Genomic DNA, 21926 nt, shown 5'->3' on the forward strand with positions numbered 1-21926 from the left:
CGCTGAACCCGCCCCGCCCGTGACGCTACCGGCCCGCGGTGTCGCCGTAGACGATGCCGCGGCCGTTCGTCGCCACGTACACCCGGCCGTAGATCCTCGGGTCACCGGTGATGGCGGCCCCCGTCCAACCCCACTGGTGGCGCGAGTCGTTGACGCGTACCCAGGTCGCGCCCGCGTCCGTGGAGCGGAAAATGCCGCGCACGCCGCCGATCCGCGCGCTGGTGTAGAGGGCCTGGTACGAGGCGCCGGGTGCGGCCTTGCCGAAGCCGATCGTGTCGGCCTCCTGGACGCCGCCGACCTTGGTGAAGCTCGTACCGCCGTCGGTGGAGCGCCACAGGCCGTACGTCCCGCCCGCCTTGCCGCCCGCGAGCCAGAGGTCGCCCTTCCTGCCGGGCACGGCCTGGAACTTCACCGGACCCTCGGCGGGCAGACCGGCCGACGCCTTCGCGGTGAAGGAGAGGCCGCCGTCCGAACTGACGTAGAAGGTCCCGGACGTGAAACCGTAGAACACCTTCGGGTCGACCCGGTCCGCCTCGACCACCGCGCCCCGCGGGATACCCTTCGCGGCCGTCCACGAGGACCCGGGCCCGGTGGCGGTGTGCACGCCCGCGCCCTCCGGGCTCCACACGAAGCGGCTCCCGTCGGCCGCCGCGGCGACCGTGCCGCCGCCCGTGACACCCGAGGGCTCCTGCCCGCCCGTCCAGTGGGCGCCATTGTCCGTCGAGAAGGCGACGCGGGGTGCCGCGTCGGCGTTGCCTGCCCGTATCACCGTGCTCGGCCTGGCCGCGGCGTAGTCGAGGCTCGTCGTGGAGGTGAAGTTCGGGGAGGTGTACATCAGGGGCGGCACCTTCGTGAGGTCCGTGTGCCGGAAGCCGCCGATGTCACCGAGCGCGCTCAGCAGCGGCGCCCCGGACGGGGGAGCGGCGAGGTCGTTGACGGCGGTCTCCTCCAGGCCCTTCACCATGGGCCTGAGGGTGAACTTGCCCCCCGGTTCGTCCCACCTGGTGAGGTTCTCCGTGCCGTAGACCGTCGCGCCCGTGCCGTACATCATCCGGTCCGAGTCGAACGGGTCGATCTCCAGGGCCTCCGTCATCCACCCGAGCTTCGGGGACTGCTCGGGCGGCGCCGGGCTCGCGCCCCAGGAGAGCCAGGGGACGGACGAGATGTCCATGGTGTAGCGGTTCTCGCGCGCCGGATACGACGCATACCGCCACGCCGGCGACCAGTTGGCGCCGCTGTCCCTCGTCCGGAAGATCTGCGTGTCGGGGTACCAGGAGCTGTAGCCGGTGACCATGACGGTGCCGGGGCGCTGCCGGTCGACGGTCAGGCCGCTGAAGCCGTAGTGGGTGTCGGCCTCGGCGACCGGGCTGATGTTCCTCCACTCGCCGGTCCTCGTCGCGTACCGCCAGACCTGCCCCTTGCCGCCGTCGTAGGGCCCGGCCCGGTCGCTGTACGCGAGATAGAGGTAGCCGTTCTCCGCGTCGAGTACGCCCTTGTGCGCGAGCAGACCGGTCGGCTGGCCCGCGACACGCGACCAGCTGCCGCCGCCGTCCGTCGACCTGTATACAGAGTTGGCCTTGTCGGCCACGCCCACATAGAGCGTCCGCGTCCTGGTGCCGCCCGAGCCCGTCGACTCGTCGAACGTGACCCAGACGATGCCCTGGTTGTCGGAGTTGTAGCCGCTCGTGTCGCTCGGATCCTGCTGGAAGTTGCCGGGGTTGGGGAAATTCGTCACCTGCCTCCAGGTGGCGCCCGCGTCCGTGGAGCGCCACAGGCCCTTGCCGCTCGGCGCACCCAGATAGAGCACATCGTTGTCGTGCGGGTCGACGGCCAGCCGCTCGCCCATCCCGCGCCCCGGCATGTTGCCGCCGAGCTTGAACGGCAGGTCGGCCTTGCGCCAGGTCTCGCCCCGGTCGGCGGAGCGCAGCACGGCGCCGTTGCCCGGGTCCCAGTCGTTCGTGTACGTGCCGACAGCCGCGTACACCCGGTCGGGGTCGACCGCGTCGGACGCGAGGCTCACCACTCCGGTGTGCCCCCAGTCGTCCCAGCCGACCGAGTCGAGCAGCGGCTTCCAGGACGCGGTCGACTCCTGCCAGCGGTAGGCGCCGCCGATGTCGGTGCGGGCGTAGGCGAGGTCGCGCTCGGAGCGGTTGAAGACGATGCCGGGGACGAAGCCGCCCCCGTCGATGCGGACGTTCTTCCAGCTGTACGCCTCGTTCGCCTCGGCCGCTGCGGCGGTGAGGGCGTGGTCGTCGGCGGTCGCCGAGGGACCGCCGACGAGCACTCCGCCGAGCAGGCCGAGGAGAGCGGGGAGCACGCGCGCTCTGTGCGCGCGGGGCACGGCAGGCATGGGGGGTCCCTTCGCACGTCAGGTGGTTCGCACGTCAAGTGGGGGGAGCGGCACTCAGCCTTCGAGGAGTTCCGCGTACGCGCCGAGCGCCAGCGCCACGTCCACCTGCGCCCAGAACCGGTGGTACGTAAAGGTGGGCGCGTCACCGCCCGCCAGATACGCCTGGACCTTCGGCCAGTCGGGGTCCTTCTTGTAGAAGGAGCGGAGGGAGAGGAAGGTCGACGCGGAGTTCACCGCGTCGCCGTTGGGCATGGTGCCGTTCCAGCCGCCCGGCACGTACACCGCGTCGCCGAAGCGGCGGTAGTCGGCCCGCTTCTCCGCGACCGCTACGCCCCGCGCGTCCTGGTGGTGCCGCCACACTCCGTCGAGCAGCGCCTTGGCGGTCGCCCTGGCCCTGGCGTGGCCCGACTTGGCGGCGTAGTAGACGAGCGTGCGCGCGTAGGCGCCCGCGACGCCCACGTCGTTCGTGCGGTCCACGACCGCGACGTGCAGCCCCGCGTTGGTCCCCGGCCGGGACGGGTTCCAGGTGTCCGGCTTCCCCGACCAGCTGAGCGTCGAGGGGAAGAGGTACGTGCCGTCGGCGTCGACGGTCGTGTGCGCCAGCGCCCACGCCACCCACTTGTCGAGGACGGCCTTGGCGTCCGCCGCGCCCGTCTGGTGGTAGTACGCGGCGACCCGCTCCATCGACCAGGCCTGGAAGCCGAACCACTGGTTGGACGGCGGGTCGTGGTAGACGGGCTTCTCGTCGTAGTACATGCCGTGGAACGTGGGCGTACCGGCGGGCGGCGTTCCGTAGCGGCCCTGCCAGCTGTTGGTCGCGCCGCCCGCGATGGCGCCCTCGGCGGACTGGAGCCAGCGGTAGAACTCCAGCTGCCGCCTGAGGCTCTGCGCCCAGTCCGCCCTGCCCGTCGCCGACCTGGGGGCGAGGGCCGCGTACGAGGAGAGGGCGTGCGCGGCGAGCGGGTTCTGGTAGCCGCCGTGGCTGTGGCTGCATCCGATGCGCCAGGCCCAGCCCGCCGAGGTGTCCAGGGCGCCGCCCCACGCGTAGTACCAGGACAGGAGGTAGTGGGCGCTGTTCTTTCCGCTGCCCGGCGCGCAGCCGGACGGCGAGACGCAGTCGCCGACCTTCTTGAAGTACTTGTCGAACATCGCGTACCGCAGGTAGTCGCCCATCTTCGCGGCCTTCGCGACGGTCGCCGCGACCTGCCCCTGCCTGCCCTGCGCGGTGGCCCACTTGTGCGCCCAGTACGCGGCCTGCACGGCGCGCGCGTCGGCGTCGGGGGCGTTGGTGTACTTCCACTGCCTGGCGTACGAGGCGTCCCCGGTGAACAGGTCGAGGTAGCCGTTGCGGCCGCCGTGGGCGAAGTCGTCGCGGCACGGGTGCGGGACCGTCTCCCAGACCGACTCCTGCGGGCCGCGCTGGAAGGTGTTGATGTACGTCGGCGCGGTGCCCGGGCCGCCGAGGCCGTAGGTGTTGTCGACGTCCTGGAGCCAGTGCATGCCGTAGATGTCGTCGGTGCCGTACGCGCTCCTCAGCTCGGCCGCGAGCGGGTCGGCCCCGGCGGCGACGGAGGGGTCCAAGCGGGCCGGGTACTGCGCGGGCGTGTCGTGCTCGGGCGCGTACGTAGCCGGTTTCGCCGCATTGTAGAAACTGTTCGTCGGCTGCTCCGCACGCGTGGGGATCATGAATTTCTCCATGGTTTCCCACGCCGTGTTGAACCGGCTCCAGTCACCCGTGACCTTGCCGTACATGGCCTGGAGCCATATCAGATAGCTGTACGCCTCCGAAGTCGCCTCATGGCCGTGATCGGGGGCCTCGACAATCAGCGTCTCGACGGAGTGGTACGGAATGCCCTCTGGCGAGAAATATCCGTTCTCGGGATGGGTGATCTTCGCGTAGAGGTCGAGGAAACGCTGCTCGTAGGGGGTGGCGGCGGACCGTGCGTGGGCGGTCTGACCTGCGAGGCCGAGACCGGCCGTGACGGGGAGCGCGGCCGCGGCGGCGCCGATGGCCAGCACCCTGCGGCGGCTGAGTTCCGGTCTTGATTCTCCGTGGTCGGGGAAAGAACGCATGCCGGTGTCCCTCTTCCGATGGGGGGTGGGAGCGCTCCCAAAGTCCTTGCGCCACCCGGTGTTGTCAAGGGTGTTCGCGCGAATTGCGTTGTCGAATCCATTCGACTGCCGAACGCGTCGGGATTTCCCGGAAACCCGGCAACCTTTTCTCTCCGCGGCGGTGACTGCACATCAGAGGTCTGTGTTTACCGAGGTTACCGACCGACAAGGAGTCGCCCATGCGGCACCCCCGACGGCCGTTGCGCACGCTCGCCGTGCTGGCCGCCGTCCTGTTCGTCGCCGGTGGTCCCACGGCACCGGCGTCCGCGCTCCCGGCAGCGCACCCGCCCACGCCCCCGGCCGCGTCCGCCCTCCCCACCGCGGCCGCGCCACCGCCCGTCCTGCGCGCCGAGGGCAACCGCCTCGTCGACGCGGACGGCTCCGCCCACCGCCTCCTCGGAGTCAACCGCTCCGGGGGCGAGTTCGCCTGTGTCCAGGGCTGGGGCATCTTCGACGGTCCCGTCGACGACGCCTCCGTCAAGGCCATCGCGGAGTGGAACGCCAACACCGTACGCATCCCCCTCAACGAGGAGTGCTGGCTCGGCTCCGCCCACATCGACCCCCGATACCGGGGCGCGAACTACCGCTCCGCCATCGACGGCCTGGTCCAGCGCGTCCAGGCCCACGGCATGACCCCCATCCTCGAACTGCACTGGTCGCACGGCCGGTACACCGGCAACTCCGCCGGCTGCCACGACGTCCACGCGAGCTGCCAGAAGCCGATGCCGAACGCCACGCACACCCCGGCGTTCTGGACCTCGGTGGCGACCGCGTACAAGAACGACCCCGAGGTCGTCTTCGACCTCTTCAACGAGCCCTATCCGGACCGCGCGACCCCCACCACCGCCCAGGCGTGGACCTGCTGGCGCGACGGCGGCACCTGCCCCGGCATCGGCTACGAGGTCGCCGGGATGCAGGACCTCCTCGACGCCGTACGCGGGACGGGCGCCCGCAACCTCGTCCTCGCCGCAGGCATCGCGTACGCCAACGACCTCAGCGGCTGGCTCGCCCACGCGCCCCACGACCCGGCCGGCAATCTCGCCGCTGCCTGGCACGTCTACAACTTCAACTCCTGCTCCGACGAGGCGTGCTGGAACCGCACCCTCGCCCCCGTCGCCGCCCGCGTCCCGCTCGTCGCGGGCGAGATCGGCGAGAACACCTGCGCGCACGGCTTCATCGACCGCGTCATGAAGTGGTTCGACGAGCGTGCGCTCTCCTATCTCGGCTGGACCTGGAACGCCTGGGACTGCTCCTCGGGCCCGGCCCTGATCCGCTCCTACGACGGCACACCCACCCCGTTCGGCACCGGGCTGCGCGACCATCTGCGCGCCCTCGACACCCGAGAGGCACCGGACCCCACATGAGTCGCACACGGATACACACCCACCAGAGATCACGCACCCTCCTGCTCGCCCTCGCCACCCTGCTCGCCGTCAGCGGCGGCACCGCGGCGGCGCTCACCGGCGAGAGCGCGGCAACCGTCACCGGCAAGAGCGCGGCCGCCGCCCGCGTCGACAACCCTTACGCGGGCGCCAAGGTCTATGTGAACCCCGAGTGGTCGAGGAAGGCCGCCGCCGAGCCGGGCGGCACGGCGGTCTCGGGCCGGCCCACCGGCGTCTGGCTCGACCGGATCGCCGCGATCGCGGGCGGCAACGGCAAGATGGGCCTGCGCCAGCACCTCGACGCGGCGCTCCAACAGCGGGCGGACGTCGTCCAGTTGGTCATCTACAACCTGCCGGGCCGGGACTGCGCGGCCCTCGCCTCCAACGGCGAACTCGGCCCCACCGAGATCGACCGCTACAAGCGGGACTACATCGACCCGATCGCGAGGATCCTCGCCGAGGCGAAGTACGCGAACCTCCGCATCGTCACGACCGTCGAGATCGACTCGCTGCCCAACCTCGTCACCAACACCGGGGGCCGCCCCACCGCGACGCCCGCGTGCGACGTGATGAAGGCCAACGGCAACTACGTGAAGGGCGTCGGCTACGCCCTCAAGCAGCTCGGCGCCGTCCCGAACGTCTACAACTACGTGGACGCGGGCCACCACGGCTGGCTCGGCTGGGACGACAACTTCGCCGCCTCCGCGCAGGTATTCCGCCAGGCCGCCACCGCCGAGGGCAGCACGGTCGACAACGTCCACGGCTTCATCACCAACACCGCCAACTACAGCGCCCTGAAGGAGGAGAACTTCCGCATCGGCGACACGGTCGGGGGCCGCTCGGTCCGCGAGTCCAAGTGGGTCGACTGGAACCGCTACACCGACGAACTCTCCTTCGCCCAGGCCTTCCGCGCCCAGCTGGTGGCCACCGGCTTCCGCTCCGACATCGGCATGCTCATCGACACCTCCCGCAACGGCTGGGGCGGCACCGCGCGTCCCGCCGGGCCGGGTCCGACGACGGACGTCGACTCCTACGTCAACGGAGGGCGCTACGACCGCCGCATCCACGTCGGCAACTGGTGCAACCAGTCCGGCGCGGGCCTCGGCGAACGCCCCAAGGCCGCACCCGAGCCCGGCATCGACGCCTACGTCTGGATGAAGCCCCCGGGCGAGTCCGACGGCTCCAGCAAGGAGATCCCGAACGACGAGGGGAAGGGCTTCGACCGGATGTGCGACCCCACCTACGAGGGGAACGCCCGCAACAACTACAACAGGTCCGGAGCCCTGCCGGACGCGCCGGTCTCGGGCCACTGGTTCTCGGCCCAGTTCCAGCAGCTCCTGAAGAACGCGCACCCGGCGCTATAGCCGCCATCCGCCTGCCCGAACGTTGAGTCGAAGCGCTTCGACTCAACGTCTGGACAGGCCGGGGGAGCCCCCATAGGGTCGATCGCACCGGCCCGACGGGCCGGTGCGATCGACCCGACCCGTCGCCCAACCCAGGAGAGCCGCATGGTCACCCTCGCCGAGGTCGCCAGGCACGCAGGAGTCTCGGCCAGCACGGTGAGTTACGTCCTCAGCGGCAAGCGGTCGATCTCGACCGGCACCCGGGAACGCGTCGAACGCAGCATCCAGCAGCTCGGCTACCACCCGAACGCGGGCGCCCGCGCCCTGGCGAGCAGCAAGTCCAACGTCATCGCCCTGATGATGCCGCTGCGCACCGACATGTACGTGCCCGTGATGATGGAGATAGCCATCGCCGTCGCCACCACCGCCCGCGCCCACGGCTACGACGTACTGCTCCTCACCGGCGACGAGGGCCCGGCGGCCGTGCGCCGCGTCACCGGCAGCGGGCTCGCCGACGCCATGATCCTCATGGACGTCGAACTGGACGACGAGCGGCTGCCGCTGCTGCGCGACAGCGAGCGCCCCGCCGTCCTCATCGGCCTGCCCGCCGACACGACGGAACTGACCTGCGTGGACCTCGACTTCGTGGCGACGGGCGCCCTGTGCGTGGAGCACCTGGCGGAGCTAGGCCACCGCGACATCGCCTTCATCGGCGAGGCCCCCGCCGTCTACGAACGGCACACCGGCTTCGCCGAGCGCACCCTGGAGGGGCTGCGCGGCAAGGCGGGCGAGCTGGGGGTGCGGCTGCTGCACCGGCCGTGCGACGCGGGGTACGGGCCGACGTCCGCCACGCTCGCCAGGGTCCTCGACGAGCGGCCGGGCACCACGGCCTTCATCGTCCAGAACGAGTCGGCCGTCGAGCCGCTGCTCGGAGTGTTGCGCCAGCGGGGCCGCGCGGTCCCCGAGGACGTGTCGGTCCTCGCGATCTGCCCCGACCAGGTGGCGCTCCAGGCGTCCGTGCGGCTCACGTCGGTCTCCATCCCCGCCGAGGAGATGGGCCGCAGGGCGGTGGAGCGGATCGTCGCCAAGCTGGCGGGCCGCGGCGAGGACGAGGTCTCGCTGATCACCCCGGAGCTGACGGTGAGGGCCAGTTCGGGGAACGCGCCCGGCTGAAGCGCGCCGGGAGCCTCATGGTCAGGCGGGGGAGGCCGCCCGCGCCGTGCTGTACGCGTGTACCGTTCGCATCCGGTCACCCACCCCCTCCGGCATCGCCTTCGTCACGCGACGGCGGTCCCTTCGAGTTCGACCAGCTGGCCCGGGATCGCCAGCCGCGTCACCCCGAGCATCGTGGTGGTCGGCGCCACCCCGGCCGCGCCCAGCCGCGCCGCCAGCACGCCGTAGTGCCGGAAGAGCAGATCGACGTCGGTCGTGTAGACGTTGAGCCGGACGAGGTCCGCGAGAGACATGCCGGCCTCGCCGAGCACGGCCTCCACGTTGTCGACGCTCAGCGCCAACTGCGCCGCCATGTCACCGTCGTGCTCGGGCTTCCCCTCGGCGCTCATCGCGGTCTGCCCGGAGATGTACAGGGTGCGGGTGTGCCCGGAGACGACCTCGCCCTGGTTGAACCCCATCTCCGTCGACCATGTCACCGGGTTGACCGCTGTGCGTTCCATCGCCACGTCAGCTCCATTCAGTTGAGACGTCGTGGGGACGAGCCTCGCAACAAATCACGACACCCTTGGTCATGTATCTCGGTAAAGTTCTCGGATGCGCGCCGACCGGCTGGTCTCACTGGTGCTGCTCCTGCGTCAGCGCGGCCGACTGACCGCGGACACGCTCGCCCGCGAGCTCGAGGTGTCCACCCGCACCGTGCTGCGCGACATCGAGGCGCTGTCCACGGCCGGCGTCCCCGTCTACGCCGAACGCGGCCGGCACGGCGGTTTCGCGCTCGCGCCCGGTTTCCGCACCGAGCTGACCGGGCTCAACCACGACGAGGCCCTTGCCTTGCTGACCGCCGGATCGGTCCGCGGCGAGCAGGCGTTCGGCCTCGGCTCGGCGCTCGCCTCGGCGATGCGGAAGGTGGTCGACGCGCTGCCCGAAACCCACCGGACCACCGCGAGCGACGCGGCCCAGCGGTTCCTCGTCGAACCGGAGACCGACCTGCTCTCACGCAGGCTGGTCACCGATGAGGTGCCCGCCACGACGATGAGCGAGGTGCGGCGCGCGGTGCTCGCCGGACACAAGCTGCGCATCCACTACGCGGCTGCGCACCAGGCACCGCGGTGGCGCACGGTGGACCCCATCGGCCTGGTCACCGCACGCGACCGGAGCTACCTGCTGGCCACGAGATCCGGCGAGGACCGCACCTACCGGCTCTCACGGGTGCTCGCCGCCGAGGAACTCCCCGAAACGGCACAGCGGCCGAACCAGGTCGACCTGGACCGGATCTGGCGGGAACGCTCCGCGCGGTTCCTCTCCGGCGGCGACCACATCTCCGTACGCGTACGGGTGAACCCGGCGCGGCGGGAGGAGCTGCTGGACACCGTGCTGGCCGTCCGAGCCGAGGAACCCGACGCCGACGGGTGGCTGCGGCTCGAGGTGACCTTCCAGGACGCACGGCACGCCGAATGGGCGCTGTGGCAGCTCGGCATGGACGCGGAGGCCCTGGCCCCGCGGTCGCTGCGGATCTGCCTGCGCGACCGCGCCGCCACGCTCGCCGCCCGCTACGAGGACGCGCCCTGACCGGCGGCGGCCCCTCGCACGGCGCCGTACCGTCGGCGTCAGCCCTTCACCGCGCCCGTGAGCATCCCCTGCTTGAAATGCCGCTGCACGAACGGCGAGAGGACCGCGACCGGGAGCAGCGCCAGGACCATGACGGCCATCTGGATGGCCAGCGGCGACAGATGGCCGGTGTTGATCGCCTGGCTGAGGCCCGTCGGCCGCTGCTGCTTGATGACCAGCTGCTGCATGACGTTCTGCAGCGGCATCATGTCCGGGTCGCTGAGGTAGATCGAGGCGTTGAACCACGCGCTCCAGTACCCCACCGCGTAGAAGAGCGTGATCACCGCGAGCACCGCCCGGGACAGCGGCATCACGATCCGCAGCAGGATGCGCAGGTCCCCGGCCCCGTCGATGCGGGCGCTCTCGATCAGCTCCTGTGCCGTGCCCATGAAGAACGCCCGCAGGACGAGGATGTTGAAGACGTTCAGGGCGCTCGGCAGGATCAGCGAGAGGTAGGTGTCGGTGAGGCCGAGGCCCTGCACCACCAGGTACGTGGGGATCAGCCCGGCGCCGAAGAACATCGTGGCGACGATCAGCAGCAGGATCGGGCGGTGCAGCACGGACCCCGGGCGCGAGAGGCCGTACGCGCACAGGACGGACACCACCATGCTGAAGAGCGTGCCGACGAGCGTGACGCCCACGCTGACCAGCGCCGCCCGCGAGACCTGGCCGCCGCTGAGCAGCTCCTGGTAGTGGACGAGGGTCACGCCACGGGGGATCACCACCAGGCCGCCCGTCTCGGTGATCGTCCGCACCGAGGAGAGGCTGGTGACGACCACCACCCACACCGGGAAGAGGACGGCGAGGCAGACCAGGACCAGCGCCACGCCCTTGGTGGCCAGCCCGGCCCGGGTCGGCGGCTCCTCCCACACCGGGCGCAGGCCGGTGCGGCTGCCCGGCCTGACGCCGAAGCTGAGCACGTTCATCGCTCGCACCCCTCGTGCCTCATCGCTTGTAGACCCCCTGCTCGCCCATCAGGTGGGCGGCCTTGTTGGCGCCGAACACCATCAGCAGGCCGAAGACGCCCTTGACGATGCCGATGGCGGTGCCGTAACCGAAGTTGCCGTTGTCCAGGCCGGTGTTCCACACGTACGTGTCGAGCACCTCCGAGGCCGTGGGCCCCACCGCGGTGCGCTGGAGCAGGATCTGTTCGAAGCCGACCGTGAGCGCGTTGCCGACCTGGAGGACGAGCAGCAGCGCCACGACCGGGCGCAGCGCGGGCAGTTGGATGTGCCACATGCGCCGCCAGCGGTTCGCGCCGTCCATCGCCGCGGCCTCGTACAGATCGGGGCTGACCGCGGCGAGGGCGGCGAGGAAGACGATGACGCCCCAGCCCGCGTCCTTCCACACCAGCTCGAAGGTGACGAGGAACTTGAAGAGCCCCGGGTCGGTCATCAGGTCGAAGCCCTCGTGGCCGCGGTCCCGCAGCACCTGCGCGACCAGGCCCGCCCCGCCGAACATCTGCTGGAAGACCGTGATGACCAGGACCCAGGAGAAGAAGTGCGGGAGATAGAGGATCGCCTGGGCCACGGCCCGTACGCGCGGGCGCGCGAAGCTGTGGACGAACAGGGCGAGCACCACCGGCACCGGGAAGAACAGCGTCAGCTGGATCAGGAAGATGGCGAGGGTGTTGCGGACCGCCTGCCAGAACAGCCGGTCGTCCACCATGTGCCGGAAGTGCTCGAAGCCGACCCACGGGCTCCGCGCCATCGCCTGGAACGCGTTGTCCGCGATGTAGGGGTCGTACTCCTGGAAGGCGACCGCGTTGCCGATCAGCGGTACGTAGTGGAAGACGAGCAGGAGCAGCAGCGCGGGCAGCACCATCAGGAGGAGGGCGCGGTCGCGGCGCAGCCGGTGACGCAACCGCATCTCAGGACGCCGAGTCGCCGGTCTCGTCCAGCAGCTTCCTGTACCAGTCGCGCAGCTTGTCCCCGCCGCCCGACTTCCAGTCCGAGGCCGCCCGTCGCACGTCGGAGACCTTCTTGCGGCCGCGCACGACGTCCTTCTCCAGGTCCTCGAACTCGGCGTTCAGCTCGGTGTACCGCGTCGGCTCGATGATCATCATGCCGTGGAAGAGGGGCTTTCGCGTGTGCGCGCCCTGGCGCTGCTGCCAGCCGACCATGCCCCGGGTGACGTCCGGCAGATCGGCGTAGGCGACGAAGGGGGCGGGCGACGCCAGGTACTCGTACGTCGAGAAGACCTCGTTGTTGCCCTTGCCGTTCTTGGTCAGGACGCCGTCCTTCAGGGTGTGGTGGACGCCCTCGACGCCGTACATCCGCAGCCGCTGCTCCTTCGAACCGTAGGGCGCGGCCGAGAAGTTGGCGAGGGCGAGGATGTCGCGGACGGTTCTCTCGTCCGCCTTCTCGCTGATGAACGTCCACATGTCGGCGGGCGGGCGCGCGTACAGGGTGGGCGCCCCGCCGTCGGGCGCGAAGTAGTCGAAGGCCTCCATGCGGAACTTCTCGTCGTCCACGCGCTGCACGGCGGCCTTGCCGTACCAGTCGGAGAGGTCGTGGCAGTACATCCAGACCTTGCCCGAGGCGCACAGGTCGCCGATGCTGCCGGTCTCCGCCTTCGCGTCGGGGTGGACGAAGCCCGCCGAGTAGAGCTTCCGCGACCACTCGAGGGCTTCGAGGTACTCGTCGGTCTCGTAGCGGTTGACCAGATGGCCGTCGACGAGCTTCCAGTAGTACGGCTTCTCCGGCAGCACCCCGAAGACGCCCCACGCGGCCCAGGTCATGTCGCCGCACGCCCACACCCTGCTCCTCGGGGCGTTGAGCTGCTTGCACAGGTCGTAGAACTCCTGGGCGCTGGTGGGCGCTTCGAGCCCCTCCTTCTCGAAGAGGTCGGCGCGGTAGAAGGGCGCGATGTTCGGGGTGGTGGGGGCGGGCATCGGCAGACCGCGCAGCTTGCCGCCGAAGACGGAGCGCTGCCAGGCGCCCGTCGGGATCGCCGCGAGGTTCGGGTACTTCTCGACCTTGTCGCCGCTGAGGTAGGGGCCGAGGTCGGCGAATTTGTTGGCGATGGCGCTCGGTATCTTGCCGGTCAGCTCCCAGCCGGGTACGACGACGGCGTCCGGGACGCTGCTGGAGGCGAGGACCGCGCCCAGCTTCTGGCCGTACGTGTCGCCCTGCTGGTTCTGCCACTTGACGCGGACGCCCGCGGCCTCGTCCATCGCGGTCCAGTAGGGGTTGCCCTGCTCGGGCACGTTCCCCCAGATCGGCGCCATGACGGTGAACCGGCCGCCCCGGCCGAGCCTGCGGGGAACCGCCGTCTTCAGCTCGGCCGCGGGCAGGGCCTCGGTGAAACCCGCGGCCGAGCCGTTCTTGGCCGGGATGTCCGGGCGTACGAGGTCGGAGGCGACGTACGCCGGGAGGAGGTCCTTGAGCTTCTTCCCCGTCGTGGTGCCCTCGTTCTTCGACCCGCCGCCTCCGCAGGCCGTGAGCAGCGGGCCCGCTCCGGCCACGGAGAGCACCGCGAACCCGGCGGAGGCGAGGAAGGCTCTGCGGTTCGGACCGGAGCCGGGGGAGTGCGGGCCGGAGCCGGCGGAGTGCGGAACGGAGCCGGTGGAGGGGGAGTTCGGCGTCATTGCGGCAACCCTTCGTGGCGCGCGCCCGGACACACGGCGGTGACCGCCGGTCGGCTTTCGAAGCGCTTCGATGTTGCTGCGAGATTAAGTGAACGCCCGAGCCGTAACAAGGGTCGTTCCTGAATTCGGCGCGGAGCCGCAGGAGTTGCCGAACGAGCAGTGAAAGAGCGGAGTTGAAGGGGGATGTGCGCCGCTCGCCTTGACATGAACACCGAGTAACGATGAGCATCGAAGCGCTTCGAGAAAAGAGCTGCTGTTTGCGCTCCACTGTCCGCCGAGGGGACCCGCACGTGACCGAGAGCCCGCCGCCGTTCCGCGATCCGGGGCTTGCGCCGGACGAGCGCGTGGACGACCTGCTGTCCCGGCTGACCGCCGACGAACGCGTCGCCCTCCTGCACCAGTTCGCGCCCGCCGTCGACCGGCTCGGCGTCGCCGCCTTCCGCACCGGCCAGGAAGCCCTGCACGGCGTCGCCTGGATGGGGCCCGCCACGGTCTTCCCACAGGCCGTAGGGCTCGGCGCGACCTGGAACGACGACCTGCTGCGCAGGATCGGCGAGGCCATCGGCGCCGAGGCGCGCGCCCTGCGCTCCCGCGACGACCGCGTCGGCCTCAACATCTGGGCGCCGACCGTGAACCTCCTGCGCCACCCGCTGTGGGGGAGGAACGAGGAGGGTTACGCGGAGGACCCGCACCTGACCTCGGCCCTCGCCGCCGCGTTCACCCGCGGCCTGCGCGGCGACCACCCGACGCACTGGCGCACCGCGCCCGTACTCAAACACTGGCTCGCCCACAACAACGAGACGGACCGGGACACCACCAACTCCTCCGTGCGGCCGCGCGTCCTGCACGAGTACGACCTGCGCGCCTTCCGCGGCGCCGTCGAAACCGGTGCGGTCGCGGGGGTAATGCCCGCGTACAACCTCGTCAACGGCCGCCCCAACCACGTATCGCCCTTCCTGCGCGAGCAGTTGAGGAGCTGGACGGACGAGGAACTGCTCGTCTGCTCCGACGCGGGCGCGCCCAGCAACCTCGTCGAATCCCAGCGCTACTTCGACACCCACGAGGAGGCCGTCGCCGCGGCGCTCGTCGCGGGCGTGGACAACTTCACCGACCACGGCACCGACCCGCACATCATCGCCGGCCGCGTCCAACGAGCCCTGTCCATGGGCCTGTTGACCGACGCCGACATCGACGCGGCGGTACGCCGTCACCTCACCGTCCGCGTCCGGCTCGGCGAGTTCGACCCGGACGGCGGGCCGTACGCGGCCACGAGCCCGCGCGACTTCGACACGGCCGAACACCAGGCGCTGGCCCGCGAGGCCGCCGAACAGGCCGTCGTCCTGCTGAAGAACGACGGCCTGCTGCCTCTCGCACCCCCCGAGGACGGCGCACCCCCCGAGGACGGCGCCCGCCTCGCGGTCGTCGGACTCCTCGCGGACGAGTGCAAGACCGACTGGTACAGCGGCACCCTGATCCGCCGGAGCACCGTCCTCGACGGGCTGCGCGCCCGCTTCGGCGCCGAGCGGGTGACCTTCGCCGAAGGCGTGGACCGCGTACGCCTGAAGTGCGCGGGCGGCTGGCTGCGGGTACCGGTCTCCTCCGCCGCCGCCCACGCGAAGGTGGCCGCGGGCGCCCTCGACCCGGCGCTCCTGCCGGGCCGCACGGATCTGCCGCCGCTGACCGTCTGCCCCGACGGGGCCGGGGCCACCGAGTTCGCCCTCGTCGACTGGGGCGAGGGCGCCTGGACGCTGCGGGCCCCCGACGGGCGCTACCTCTCCGTCGCCGCCGACGGCTTCGTGCGCGCGGCGGCGGACCAGCCGGGGGGCTGGGTGGTCCAGGAGACGTTCGCACCGGTCGGGGAGGGGGATGGGGGCGGCGATGGGTGCCTCCTTCGGCACACGGGGACGGGTGGGTATGTCTCTGTCGCCGCCGACGGCGTGAAGGTTGCCGCCGACGGGGAGGCTTTCGCGGCCGACCGTGCGGCGCGGTTCACGATCGAGTGGGCGGAGCGCGGCGAGGACGCCGTCGCCCGTGCCGCCGCCCGTGCCGACACCGTGATCGTCGTCGCCGGGAACGACCCCCACATCAACGGCCGCGAGACCCAGGACCGCACGACCCTCGCCCTGCCGCCCCACCAGGAGCGGCTCTGGCGCGCCGCCCGGGCCGTCAACCCCCGCACCGTCCTCGCCCTGGTCAGCTCCTATCCGTACGCGGTCGCCGACGCCCACGCCGAGCTGCCCGCGCTTTTGTGGACCGCGCACGGCGGGCAGGCCGCGGGCACCGCGCTGGCCCGCGTCATCGCCGGTGACGTCTCCCCGGCCGGACGGCTGCCGCAGACCTGGTACGCCGCCGACGCCGACCTGCCGGGCCTCCTGGACTACGACATCATCGGCTCCCGGCAGACCTATCTGTACTTCGACGGCACCCCGCTCTACCCGTTCGGGCACGGCCTCGGGTACTCCTCCTTCGCCTACGAGGACCTGACCGCCGAACGCGACGGCGACACCCTGCGCGTCGCCCTCACCCTCACCAACACCGGGACGGTCGCCGCGGACGAGGTGGCGCAGCTCTACACCCGCGCGCCCCGCGGCCCCGTCGCCCTGCCGCACCGGACGCTGGCCGCACATCGCCGCGTCCACCTCGCACCCGGCGCCCGGCGCCGCCTCGAATTCCGGGTGCCGATCGCCGGCCTCGGCTTCTGGGACGTACGCCAGGGCCGCTGGACCGTGCCCTCCGGCACGCACGAGCTGCTGGCCGGGGCGTCGAGCCGGGACATCCGGCTCCTCACGCCCGTCGAGATCCCCGGCGAGGCCCTCGCCGCCAGGCCGGTACGGAGGGTCGGCCTGACGGCGAGCCACTACGACACGCAGCGGGGCACCGAGATCGTCGACCGGACCAGGACCGAGGGCGACGCGGTGCGCACCGCGGACGACACGGTCGGCGAACTCCTCTTCGAGGCATGCGACTTCGGCGACGGCGTCGGTGCCGTCACCGTCGAGGCCGCGGGCGAGGGCGCCGTCGACCTCATCGCCGACCGGACCGCCGCCACCGTCACCGTGCCGCCGACCGGTGGGAAGTACCACTACGCCCTGTGCTCCTCGGAGTTCGCCGTGTCCGGCATGCGTGATCTGCGCGTACGGCTGCGCGGACCCGTCCGGCTCGCACGGCTCACCTTCACCGCCACCACACAGCGGGGGGACGCCGCATGAAGTTCACCGACGGGTTCTGGCTGATGCGTGACGGGGTGAGTGCCTCGTACGCCACCGAGGTGCGGGACGTGCGCGAAGGCGAGGGGAGGTTCACCGCGTACGCCGCCGTCCAGCGGGTGCGCGAGCGCGGCGACACCCTCAACTCGCCGCTCCTCACCGTCGAATGCTTCTCGCCCGCCGAGGGCGTCATCGGCGTACGGACCACCCATCACGCGGGAAAGGCCGCGCACGGACCGGAGTTCGCCCTCGACACCGCCGGGAGCACCGGTCACGTCACCCGGGAAGGCACCGTCACCGAACTCGTCAGCGGCCCGCTCACCCTCCGTCTCGACACCGCCGCACCCTGGGGCCCCCAGTTCCTCGACGCCGAAGGCCGGTGCCTGACCGCCGTGGAGCGCAGAGGCACCGCCTTCGCGACCACGGCGGACGGAAGACACCACATGGTCGGGCAACTCGCCCTGGGCGTCGGCGAGGTCATCTACGGGCTGGGCGAGCGCTTCACCCCGTACGTCAAGAACGGGCAGAGCGTCGACATCTGGCAGGCCGACGGCGGCACCAGCAGCGAGCAGGCGTACAAGAACATCCCCTTCCACCTCTCCTCGCGCGGCTACGGCGTCTTCGTCAACCACCCCGGCAAGGTGTCCTACGAGATCGGCTCCGAGGCCGTGGGCCAGGTCCAGTTCAGCGTCGAGGACCAGACGCTGGAGTACTACGTCATCGCCGGGCCCACGCCCAAGGACGTCCTGCGCCGCTACACCGCGCTCACCGGACGCCCCGCACTGCCCCCCGCCTGGTCCTTCGGCCTGTGGCTCACCACCTCCTTCTGCACCCCCTACGACGAGGAGACCGTGACCTCGTTCGTGGACGGCATGGCGGAGCGCGATCTGCCGCTCTCCGTCTTCCACTTCGACTGCTTCTGGATGCGCGAACACCAGTGGACCGACTTCCGCTGGGACCCGGAGGTCTTCCCCGACCCGGAGGGCATGCTGCGCAGGCTGCGCGAGCGCGGACTCAAGGTCAGCGTGTGGATCAACCCGTACATCGCCCAGAAGTCCGCGCTCTTCGAAGAGGCCCGCACGGCGGGCCACCTGGTGCGCCGCCCGAACGGCGACATCTGGCAGTGGGACCTGTGGCAGCCCGGCATGGCGCTCGTCGACTTCACCGACCCCGCCGCCCGCGAGTGGTACGCCGACAAGCTGCGCCTCCTGCTCGACCAGGGCGTGGACTGCTTCAAGACCGACTTCGGCGAGCGCGTCCCCACCGACGTGGTCTGGCACGACGGCTCCGACCCCGAGCGCATGCACAACTACTACACGCACCTCTACAACAGCACCGTCTTCGCCCTCCTGGAGAAGGAGCGCGGCGCGGGCGAAGCGGTCCTCTTCGCGCGCTCCGCCACCGCCGGCGGCCAGCGGTTCCCCGTCCACTGGGGCGGCGACTGCTTCGCCTCGCTGGGCGCCATGGCGGAGTCGCTGCGCGGCGGGCTCTCGCTCTCGCTCAGCGGCTTCGGGTTCTGGAGCCACGACATCGGCGGCTTCGAGGGCACCCCCGACCCGGCGGTCTTCAAGCGCTGGCTCGCCTTCGGCCTGCTCTCCTCGCACAGCCGCCTGCACGGCAACGTCTCCTACCGGGTGCCGTGGGCGTTCGGCGAGGAAGCGGTCGAGGTGGCCGGCAGGTTCACCAGGCTCAAGCACCGGCTCATGCCCTATCTGTACGGGGCCGCCACCGAGGCCCACCGCACGGGCGTGCCCGTGATGCGGCCGATGCTTCTGGAGTTCCCCGACGACCCGGCCTGCCACACCCTCGACCGGCAGTACATGCTCGGCCCCGACCTGCTCGTCGCCCCGGTCTTCACGGAGGGCGGGGAGGTGGAGTTCTACGTCCCCGAGGGCACCTGGACCCATCTGCTCACCGGCGAGCGCGTCCAGGGCCCCGGCTGGCGGCGCGAGACCCACGGCTTCGACAGCCTGCCGCTGTACGTGCGGCCGGGCGCGCTGCTGCCGCTCGGCGCCGACGAGGAGCGCCCGGACGGCGACTGGCTCGACGGCCTGACGCTCCTCGCGACGCCGGGCCCCGCGTACGGCACGTCCGCCGCATACGACACGTACGACACCGAGGTCACCGTCCCCGACCTCGCGGGGCGCCACGCTGCGGTCTTCCGCGCCTCGCGGCACGGCGACGGCATCAAGGTCCTCGCCCTCGGCTCCCGCCGCCCCTTCCGGGTGCGCACGGTGGACGGGCGCGCGTCGGCCGACGGCGTGGGGGAGGTGTTCCTGCCCGATGTCCTCGCGAACAGAACGACCGGCTAGCGTGCCCGCCTCCGAGAACGCGACGGCGCCAGGCCGTGACGCGGCCGCCGAGTTCCACGCCTTCTTCGAGCGGCACTACGCCGAACTCGCCCGGCTGGCGCACCTGTTGACCGGCGAGGCCGATGGCGCGGACGATCTGGCGGCCGACGCGCTGCTCGCGCTCTGGCACCGCTGGGACCGGGTCCGCGCCGCCGACCACCCGGCCGCGTACGCCCGTGGGGTGGTCGCGAACATGGCGCGCAGCCGCATCCGCAGCGCCGTGCGCGAACGCCGCCGCGTCACGCTCTTCTGGTCCGGCCGCGGCGAGGACGTGGCGGACCCGGACGTACCGGCAGTGGTCGACGTACGCGACGCGCTGCGCGCGCTGCCCTTCCGCAAGCGGGCCTGCGTCGTGCTGCGGCACGCCTTCGACCTCTCCGAGAAGGACACCGCGCAGGCGCTGGGCATCTCGGTCGGTACGGTGAAGAGCCAGACGTCGAAGGGAATGGCCGAGCTGCAACGACGCCTCGGTCCGCACACCGCATGGGAACGCGTGCGCGCGGTCACGGTGGACACGGGGGGAAGCACATGAGGGACGACGACAACGACGTACGAAGGAAGCTGCGCGGCGCCGCCGAGGCGCACCGGCCCGACCGGGAGCGCATGCTCGCCCGCGTCGAGCGGGGCATGGCCGGACGCGAGCGGACCGAGCGCCGCGCGCGGCCGCCCCGCGGATCGGGCGCGTCCTGGCTGCGCGTGGTGACCGCGACCGCCGCCGTGGCCGGGGTCTGCGCGGTCGCCGGGTACGGCGTGGCGTCTGCGGTGCGCGGCGAGGACCCGGACGCGCGGTCCGTGGCCACCAGCTCGACGCCGGACGCGCCACCCGCCGCGTCGGAGCACAGCCGCGCCCCGGCCCCGCCGCCGCCCCGCGAACCGGCCGGCACGCCCGCCACGCCCCCCGCGTCCGGGGCGCCGAAGTCCGGCAAGCCCTCGCCGCCCGCCGATCCGCCGCCCGCCGATCCGTCGCGCGGCGCGAGGACCGTGCCCGCGGCCGAGCTGCTGTGGGCGGACGGCTCGATCGACCCGGGCTCCAGCACGTACTGGTCGCAGAGCGACATCACCGTCAAGGCGAAGAAGCCGCTGACCGCGCTCGCCGTCGAGCTGCGCGTGGCGCGCGGCGGTGAGGTCGCCGACACCGGCAACTGGCGCTCGCTGACCGCCGCCGACTTCGACGTGACGGTGACGGAACGGGGCGGCTTCCTCGTCTACCGGTGGACGCTCAGGGCGGGGCGGACCGTACCCGCCGGCGAGCACGTCTTCGCCGGGCAGTACAACCACCCCGGAGGAGCGCGCGACGCGCACGGCGACCGCTACACGGTCCGGGCGGGCACGGGGGACGAACGGGCCGAGTGGAAGGGCGACTTCGCGCCGAGCGCGGACTGATCGAAAGTCGGCGAAACTGATTCCGTTTACGGGGCAACCCTTCCGCGCGCGGTGGCGACCAGAAGACGCACTCTTCTGTTCACCCTGTCCCCAGAAGGAATCCGGACATGACTTCAACTTCGAACGGGCGCGTACGCCACCGCCGCAGCCACCTCCGGCGCCGCGCCGTCATCGGCGGCGTCGCCGCGCTCGGCCTGACCGGCGCCGCGCTCGTCACCACCTCCCTCATGTCGACCGCGGGGGCGGCGGCCACCGGCTGGCCCGAGGCGAGGGGAGAGCAGGCCGTGCCCAAGACCATCGAGGTCTCCGGCAGCCGTGACGGCGGCCTCAAGCGCTACTACGGCAGCGGCGAACTCGGCGGCGACGGTCAGGGCGAGGGCCAGGACCCGATCTTCAAGCTGAAGGACGGGGCGACCCTGAAGAACGTCATCATCGGCGCGCCCGCCGCCGACGGCATCCACTGCCAGGGCAGCTGCACGCTCCAGAACGTGTGGTGGGAGGATGTCGGCGAGGACGCGGCGACCTTCAAGGGGACCTCGGCGGGATCGACGTACGCCGTCCAGGGCGGTGGCGCGAAGAAGGCCGAGGACAAGGTCTTCCAGTTCAACGGCGCGGGCAAGCTGGTCGTCAACAAGTTCCAGGTCTCCGACTTCGGCAAGCTCGTGCGGACCTGCGGCAACTGCTCCAAGCAGTACCAGCGCCACATCGTCGTCAACGACACCGACATCACCGCCCCCGGCAAGTCGATCGTCGGCATCAACACCAACTACGGCGACACCGCCGCGCTGCGTGCCATCCGCATCCACGGCGACGGCAACAAGAAGATCAAGACGTGTCTGCGCTACACGGGCAACAACACGGGCGCCGAGCCGGTGCAGACCGGCAGTGGGCCTGACGGCACGTACTGCAAGTTCACGGCGTCGGACATCACCTACAAGTAGAGGTCCACAGGGGAGGTGAGGTGCTGACCTCGGGCGCTCCGCCCGAACGGGTGTCGTAAGGGCCGCCCGTTCGGGTGACGTCGTGCTGTGGGGTCGTGTCGAGCGGGGCCGGGCAGTGGGCGTTTCAGGAATGTCTACACGTACCGCTGTACCGGAATCTCTGTTTCAAGGAGACACATGCGTCGCATTGCGATCACTCTCGCCGCCCTCACCGCTGCGGGGTTCCTGTCGGCCGCCCCCGCGGTCGCCGATGACGCCCCGTACAGGGGTGGCTTCTCCTACTACAACATCGGCGGTCAGGACGGGCTCACCGCCGCCGACGGGTACCACCACGGTTCGCGCGGCAACGGCTTCTCCCACCACCTGAACACGAACAACCGCTGACAACGACGGCCTGCCTGAAGCCGCCGCGGAGCCCCGGCCGGGAGATCGGCCGGGGCTTCGGCGTGTGCCGGCCGACGGGTCATAGCGTCGAACTCCTTGCGCGT

General features: G+C 71.3%; 15 protein-coding genes and 1 pseudogene. 10 read left to right on the top strand and 6 right to left on the bottom strand.

Going from position 1 to position 21926, the window contains the following annotated elements:
* Positions 1-25: 25 nt before the first annotated feature.
* Entirely contained in the window at positions 26-2350 is a 2325-nt protein-coding gene (locus DMA15_RS31905) for an exo-alpha-sialidase (protein WP_276314380.1), read from the bottom strand.
* Between the two features lie 54 nt (positions 2351-2404).
* A pseudogene (locus DMA15_RS31910) lies at positions 2405-4288 on the bottom strand (glycoside hydrolase family 48 protein); the annotation flags it as partial.
* Positions 4289-4641: 353 nt separating this feature from the next.
* Here DMA15_RS31910 and DMA15_RS31915 point away from each other — a divergent pair.
* The 3 genes from DMA15_RS31915 to DMA15_RS31925 all read left to right on the top strand — a co-directional run bounded on the left by DMA15_RS31915 (position 4642) and on the right by DMA15_RS31925 (position 8360).
* On the top strand, positions 4642-5826 hold the full coding sequence (locus DMA15_RS31915) for a cellulase family glycosylhydrolase (RefSeq protein ID WP_125516158.1): 1185 nt from the start codon (positions 4642-4644) through the stop codon (positions 5824-5826).
* Positions 5823-7208, top strand: coding sequence for a glycoside hydrolase family 6 protein (locus DMA15_RS31920; RefSeq protein WP_125516159.1), 1386 nt, complete (start codon positions 5823-5825; stop codon positions 7206-7208). The genes DMA15_RS31915 and DMA15_RS31920 overlap by 4 nt, the downstream gene beginning before the upstream one ends.
* A 144-nt stretch (positions 7209-7352) precedes the next feature.
* A complete protein-coding gene (locus tag DMA15_RS31925) occupies positions 7353-8360 on the top strand; it encodes a LacI family DNA-binding transcriptional regulator (RefSeq protein ID WP_125516160.1) in 1008 nt (335 codons plus the stop codon).
* A gap of 104 nt (positions 8361-8464) precedes the next feature.
* On the opposite strand, the gene DMA15_RS31930 is transcribed toward DMA15_RS31925, so the two are convergent.
* The gene (locus DMA15_RS31930) at positions 8465-8860 is read right to left on the bottom strand and encodes a RidA family protein (protein WP_125516161.1); all 396 of its coding nucleotides are present in this window, start codon (positions 8858-8860) and stop codon (positions 8465-8467) included.
* 94 nt (positions 8861-8954) lie between these two features.
* On the opposite strand from DMA15_RS31930, the gene DMA15_RS31935 reads away from it, so the two are divergent.
* On the top strand, positions 8955-9929 hold the full coding sequence (locus tag DMA15_RS31935; RefSeq protein WP_125516162.1) for a WYL domain-containing protein: 975 nt from the start codon (positions 8955-8957) through the stop codon (positions 9927-9929).
* A 38-nt stretch (positions 9930-9967) separates the two neighbouring features.
* Here DMA15_RS31935 and DMA15_RS31940 read toward each other — a convergent pair whose 3' ends face one another.
* From DMA15_RS31940 to DMA15_RS31950, 3 genes are read right to left on the bottom strand one after another with little or no spacing between them, the layout of a single operon-like run.
* The gene (locus DMA15_RS31940; RefSeq protein WP_125516163.1) at positions 9968-10894 is read right to left on the bottom strand and encodes a carbohydrate ABC transporter permease; all 927 of its coding nucleotides are present in this window, start codon (positions 10892-10894) and stop codon (positions 9968-9970) included.
* Positions 10895-10913: 19 nt separating this feature from the next.
* Positions 10914-11837 (bottom strand): ABC transporter permease subunit, encoded by a 924-nt coding sequence (locus DMA15_RS31945; protein WP_125516164.1) that lies wholly within the window; start codon positions 11835-11837, stop codon positions 10914-10916.
* Position 11838: 1 nt separating this feature from the next.
* On the bottom strand, positions 11839-13557 hold the full coding sequence (locus tag DMA15_RS31950) for an extracellular solute-binding protein (protein WP_125516165.1): 1719 nt from the start codon (positions 13555-13557) through the stop codon (positions 11839-11841).
* 290 nt (positions 13558-13847) lie between these two features.
* Between DMA15_RS31950 and DMA15_RS31955 the strand changes: the two genes are divergently transcribed.
* The 6 genes from DMA15_RS31955 (at position 13848) to DMA15_RS31980 (ending at position 21822) form a co-directional block, all read left to right on the top strand.
* Complete coding sequence (locus DMA15_RS31955; protein ID WP_125516166.1) at positions 13848-16766, top strand: glycoside hydrolase family 3 C-terminal domain-containing protein; 2919 nt, start codon at positions 13848-13850, stop codon at positions 16764-16766.
* Positions 16763-19075 (top strand): alpha-xylosidase, encoded by a 2313-nt coding sequence (gene yicI / locus DMA15_RS31960; RefSeq protein WP_125516167.1) that lies wholly within the window; start codon positions 16763-16765, stop codon positions 19073-19075. The genes DMA15_RS31955 and yicI overlap by 4 nt, the downstream gene beginning before the upstream one ends.
* A gap of 1 nt (position 19076) precedes the next feature.
* Positions 19077-19646 (top strand): SigE family RNA polymerase sigma factor, encoded by a 570-nt coding sequence (locus DMA15_RS31965; RefSeq protein WP_240660056.1) that lies wholly within the window; start codon positions 19077-19079, stop codon positions 19644-19646.
* The gene (locus DMA15_RS31970; RefSeq protein WP_125516169.1) at positions 19643-20497 is read left to right on the top strand and encodes a hypothetical protein; all 855 of its coding nucleotides are present in this window, start codon (positions 19643-19645) and stop codon (positions 20495-20497) included. The genes DMA15_RS31965 and DMA15_RS31970 overlap by 4 nt, the downstream gene beginning before the upstream one ends.
* 107 nt (positions 20498-20604) lie before the next feature.
* Entirely contained in the window at positions 20605-21438 is an 834-nt protein-coding gene (locus tag DMA15_RS31975) for a pectate lyase (protein ID WP_125516170.1), read from the top strand.
* Between the two features lie 177 nt (positions 21439-21615).
* Positions 21616-21822 (top strand): hypothetical protein, encoded by a 207-nt coding sequence (locus DMA15_RS31980; RefSeq protein WP_125516171.1) that lies wholly within the window; start codon positions 21616-21618, stop codon positions 21820-21822.
* Positions 21823-21926: the final 104 nt, after the last annotated feature.

The organism is Streptomyces sp. WAC 01529, from assembly GCF_003945545.1.
In the GTDB taxonomy this organism is placed as follows: Bacteria; Actinomycetota; Actinomycetes; order Streptomycetales; family Streptomycetaceae; genus Streptomyces; species Streptomyces anatolicus.

What these genes read in the sequence shown, in the direction of transcription:
- DMA15_RS31905 (WP_276314380.1), bottom strand. Translation starts at nt 2,350, where the DNA reads ATGCCTGCCGTGCCCCGCGCGCACAGAGCGCGCGTGCTCCCCGCTCTC.
- DMA15_RS31915 (WP_125516158.1), top strand. Translation starts at nt 4,642, where the DNA reads ATGCGGCACCCCCGACGGCCGTTGCGCACGCTCGCCGTGCTGGCCGCC.
- DMA15_RS31920 (WP_125516159.1), top strand. Translation starts at nt 5,823, where the DNA reads ATGAGTCGCACACGGATACACACCCACCAGAGATCACGCACCCTCCTG.
- DMA15_RS31925 (WP_125516160.1), top strand. Translation starts at nt 7,353, where the DNA reads ATGGTCACCCTCGCCGAGGTCGCCAGGCACGCAGGAGTCTCGGCCAGC.
- DMA15_RS31930 (WP_125516161.1), bottom strand. Translation starts at nt 8,860, where the DNA reads ATGGAACGCACAGCGGTCAACCCGGTGACATGGTCGACGGAGATGGGG.
- DMA15_RS31935 (WP_125516162.1), top strand. Translation starts at nt 8,955, where the DNA reads ATGCGCGCCGACCGGCTGGTCTCACTGGTGCTGCTCCTGCGTCAGCGC.
- DMA15_RS31940 (WP_125516163.1), bottom strand. Translation starts at nt 10,894, where the DNA reads ATGAACGTGCTCAGCTTCGGCGTCAGGCCGGGCAGCCGCACCGGCCTG.
- DMA15_RS31945 (WP_125516164.1), bottom strand. Translation starts at nt 11,837, where the DNA reads ATGCGGTTGCGTCACCGGCTGCGCCGCGACCGCGCCCTCCTCCTGATG.
- DMA15_RS31950 (WP_125516165.1), bottom strand. Translation starts at nt 13,557, where the DNA reads ATGACGCCGAACTCCCCCTCCACCGGCTCCGTTCCGCACTCCGCCGGC.
- yicI (WP_125516167.1), top strand. Translation starts at nt 16,763, where the DNA reads ATGAAGTTCACCGACGGGTTCTGGCTGATGCGTGACGGGGTGAGTGCC.
- DMA15_RS31970 (WP_125516169.1), top strand. Translation starts at nt 19,643, where the DNA reads ATGAGGGACGACGACAACGACGTACGAAGGAAGCTGCGCGGCGCCGCC.
- DMA15_RS31975 (WP_125516170.1), top strand. Translation starts at nt 20,605, where the DNA reads ATGACTTCAACTTCGAACGGGCGCGTACGCCACCGCCGCAGCCACCTC.
- DMA15_RS31980 (WP_125516171.1), top strand. Translation starts at nt 21,616, where the DNA reads ATGCGTCGCATTGCGATCACTCTCGCCGCCCTCACCGCTGCGGGGTTC.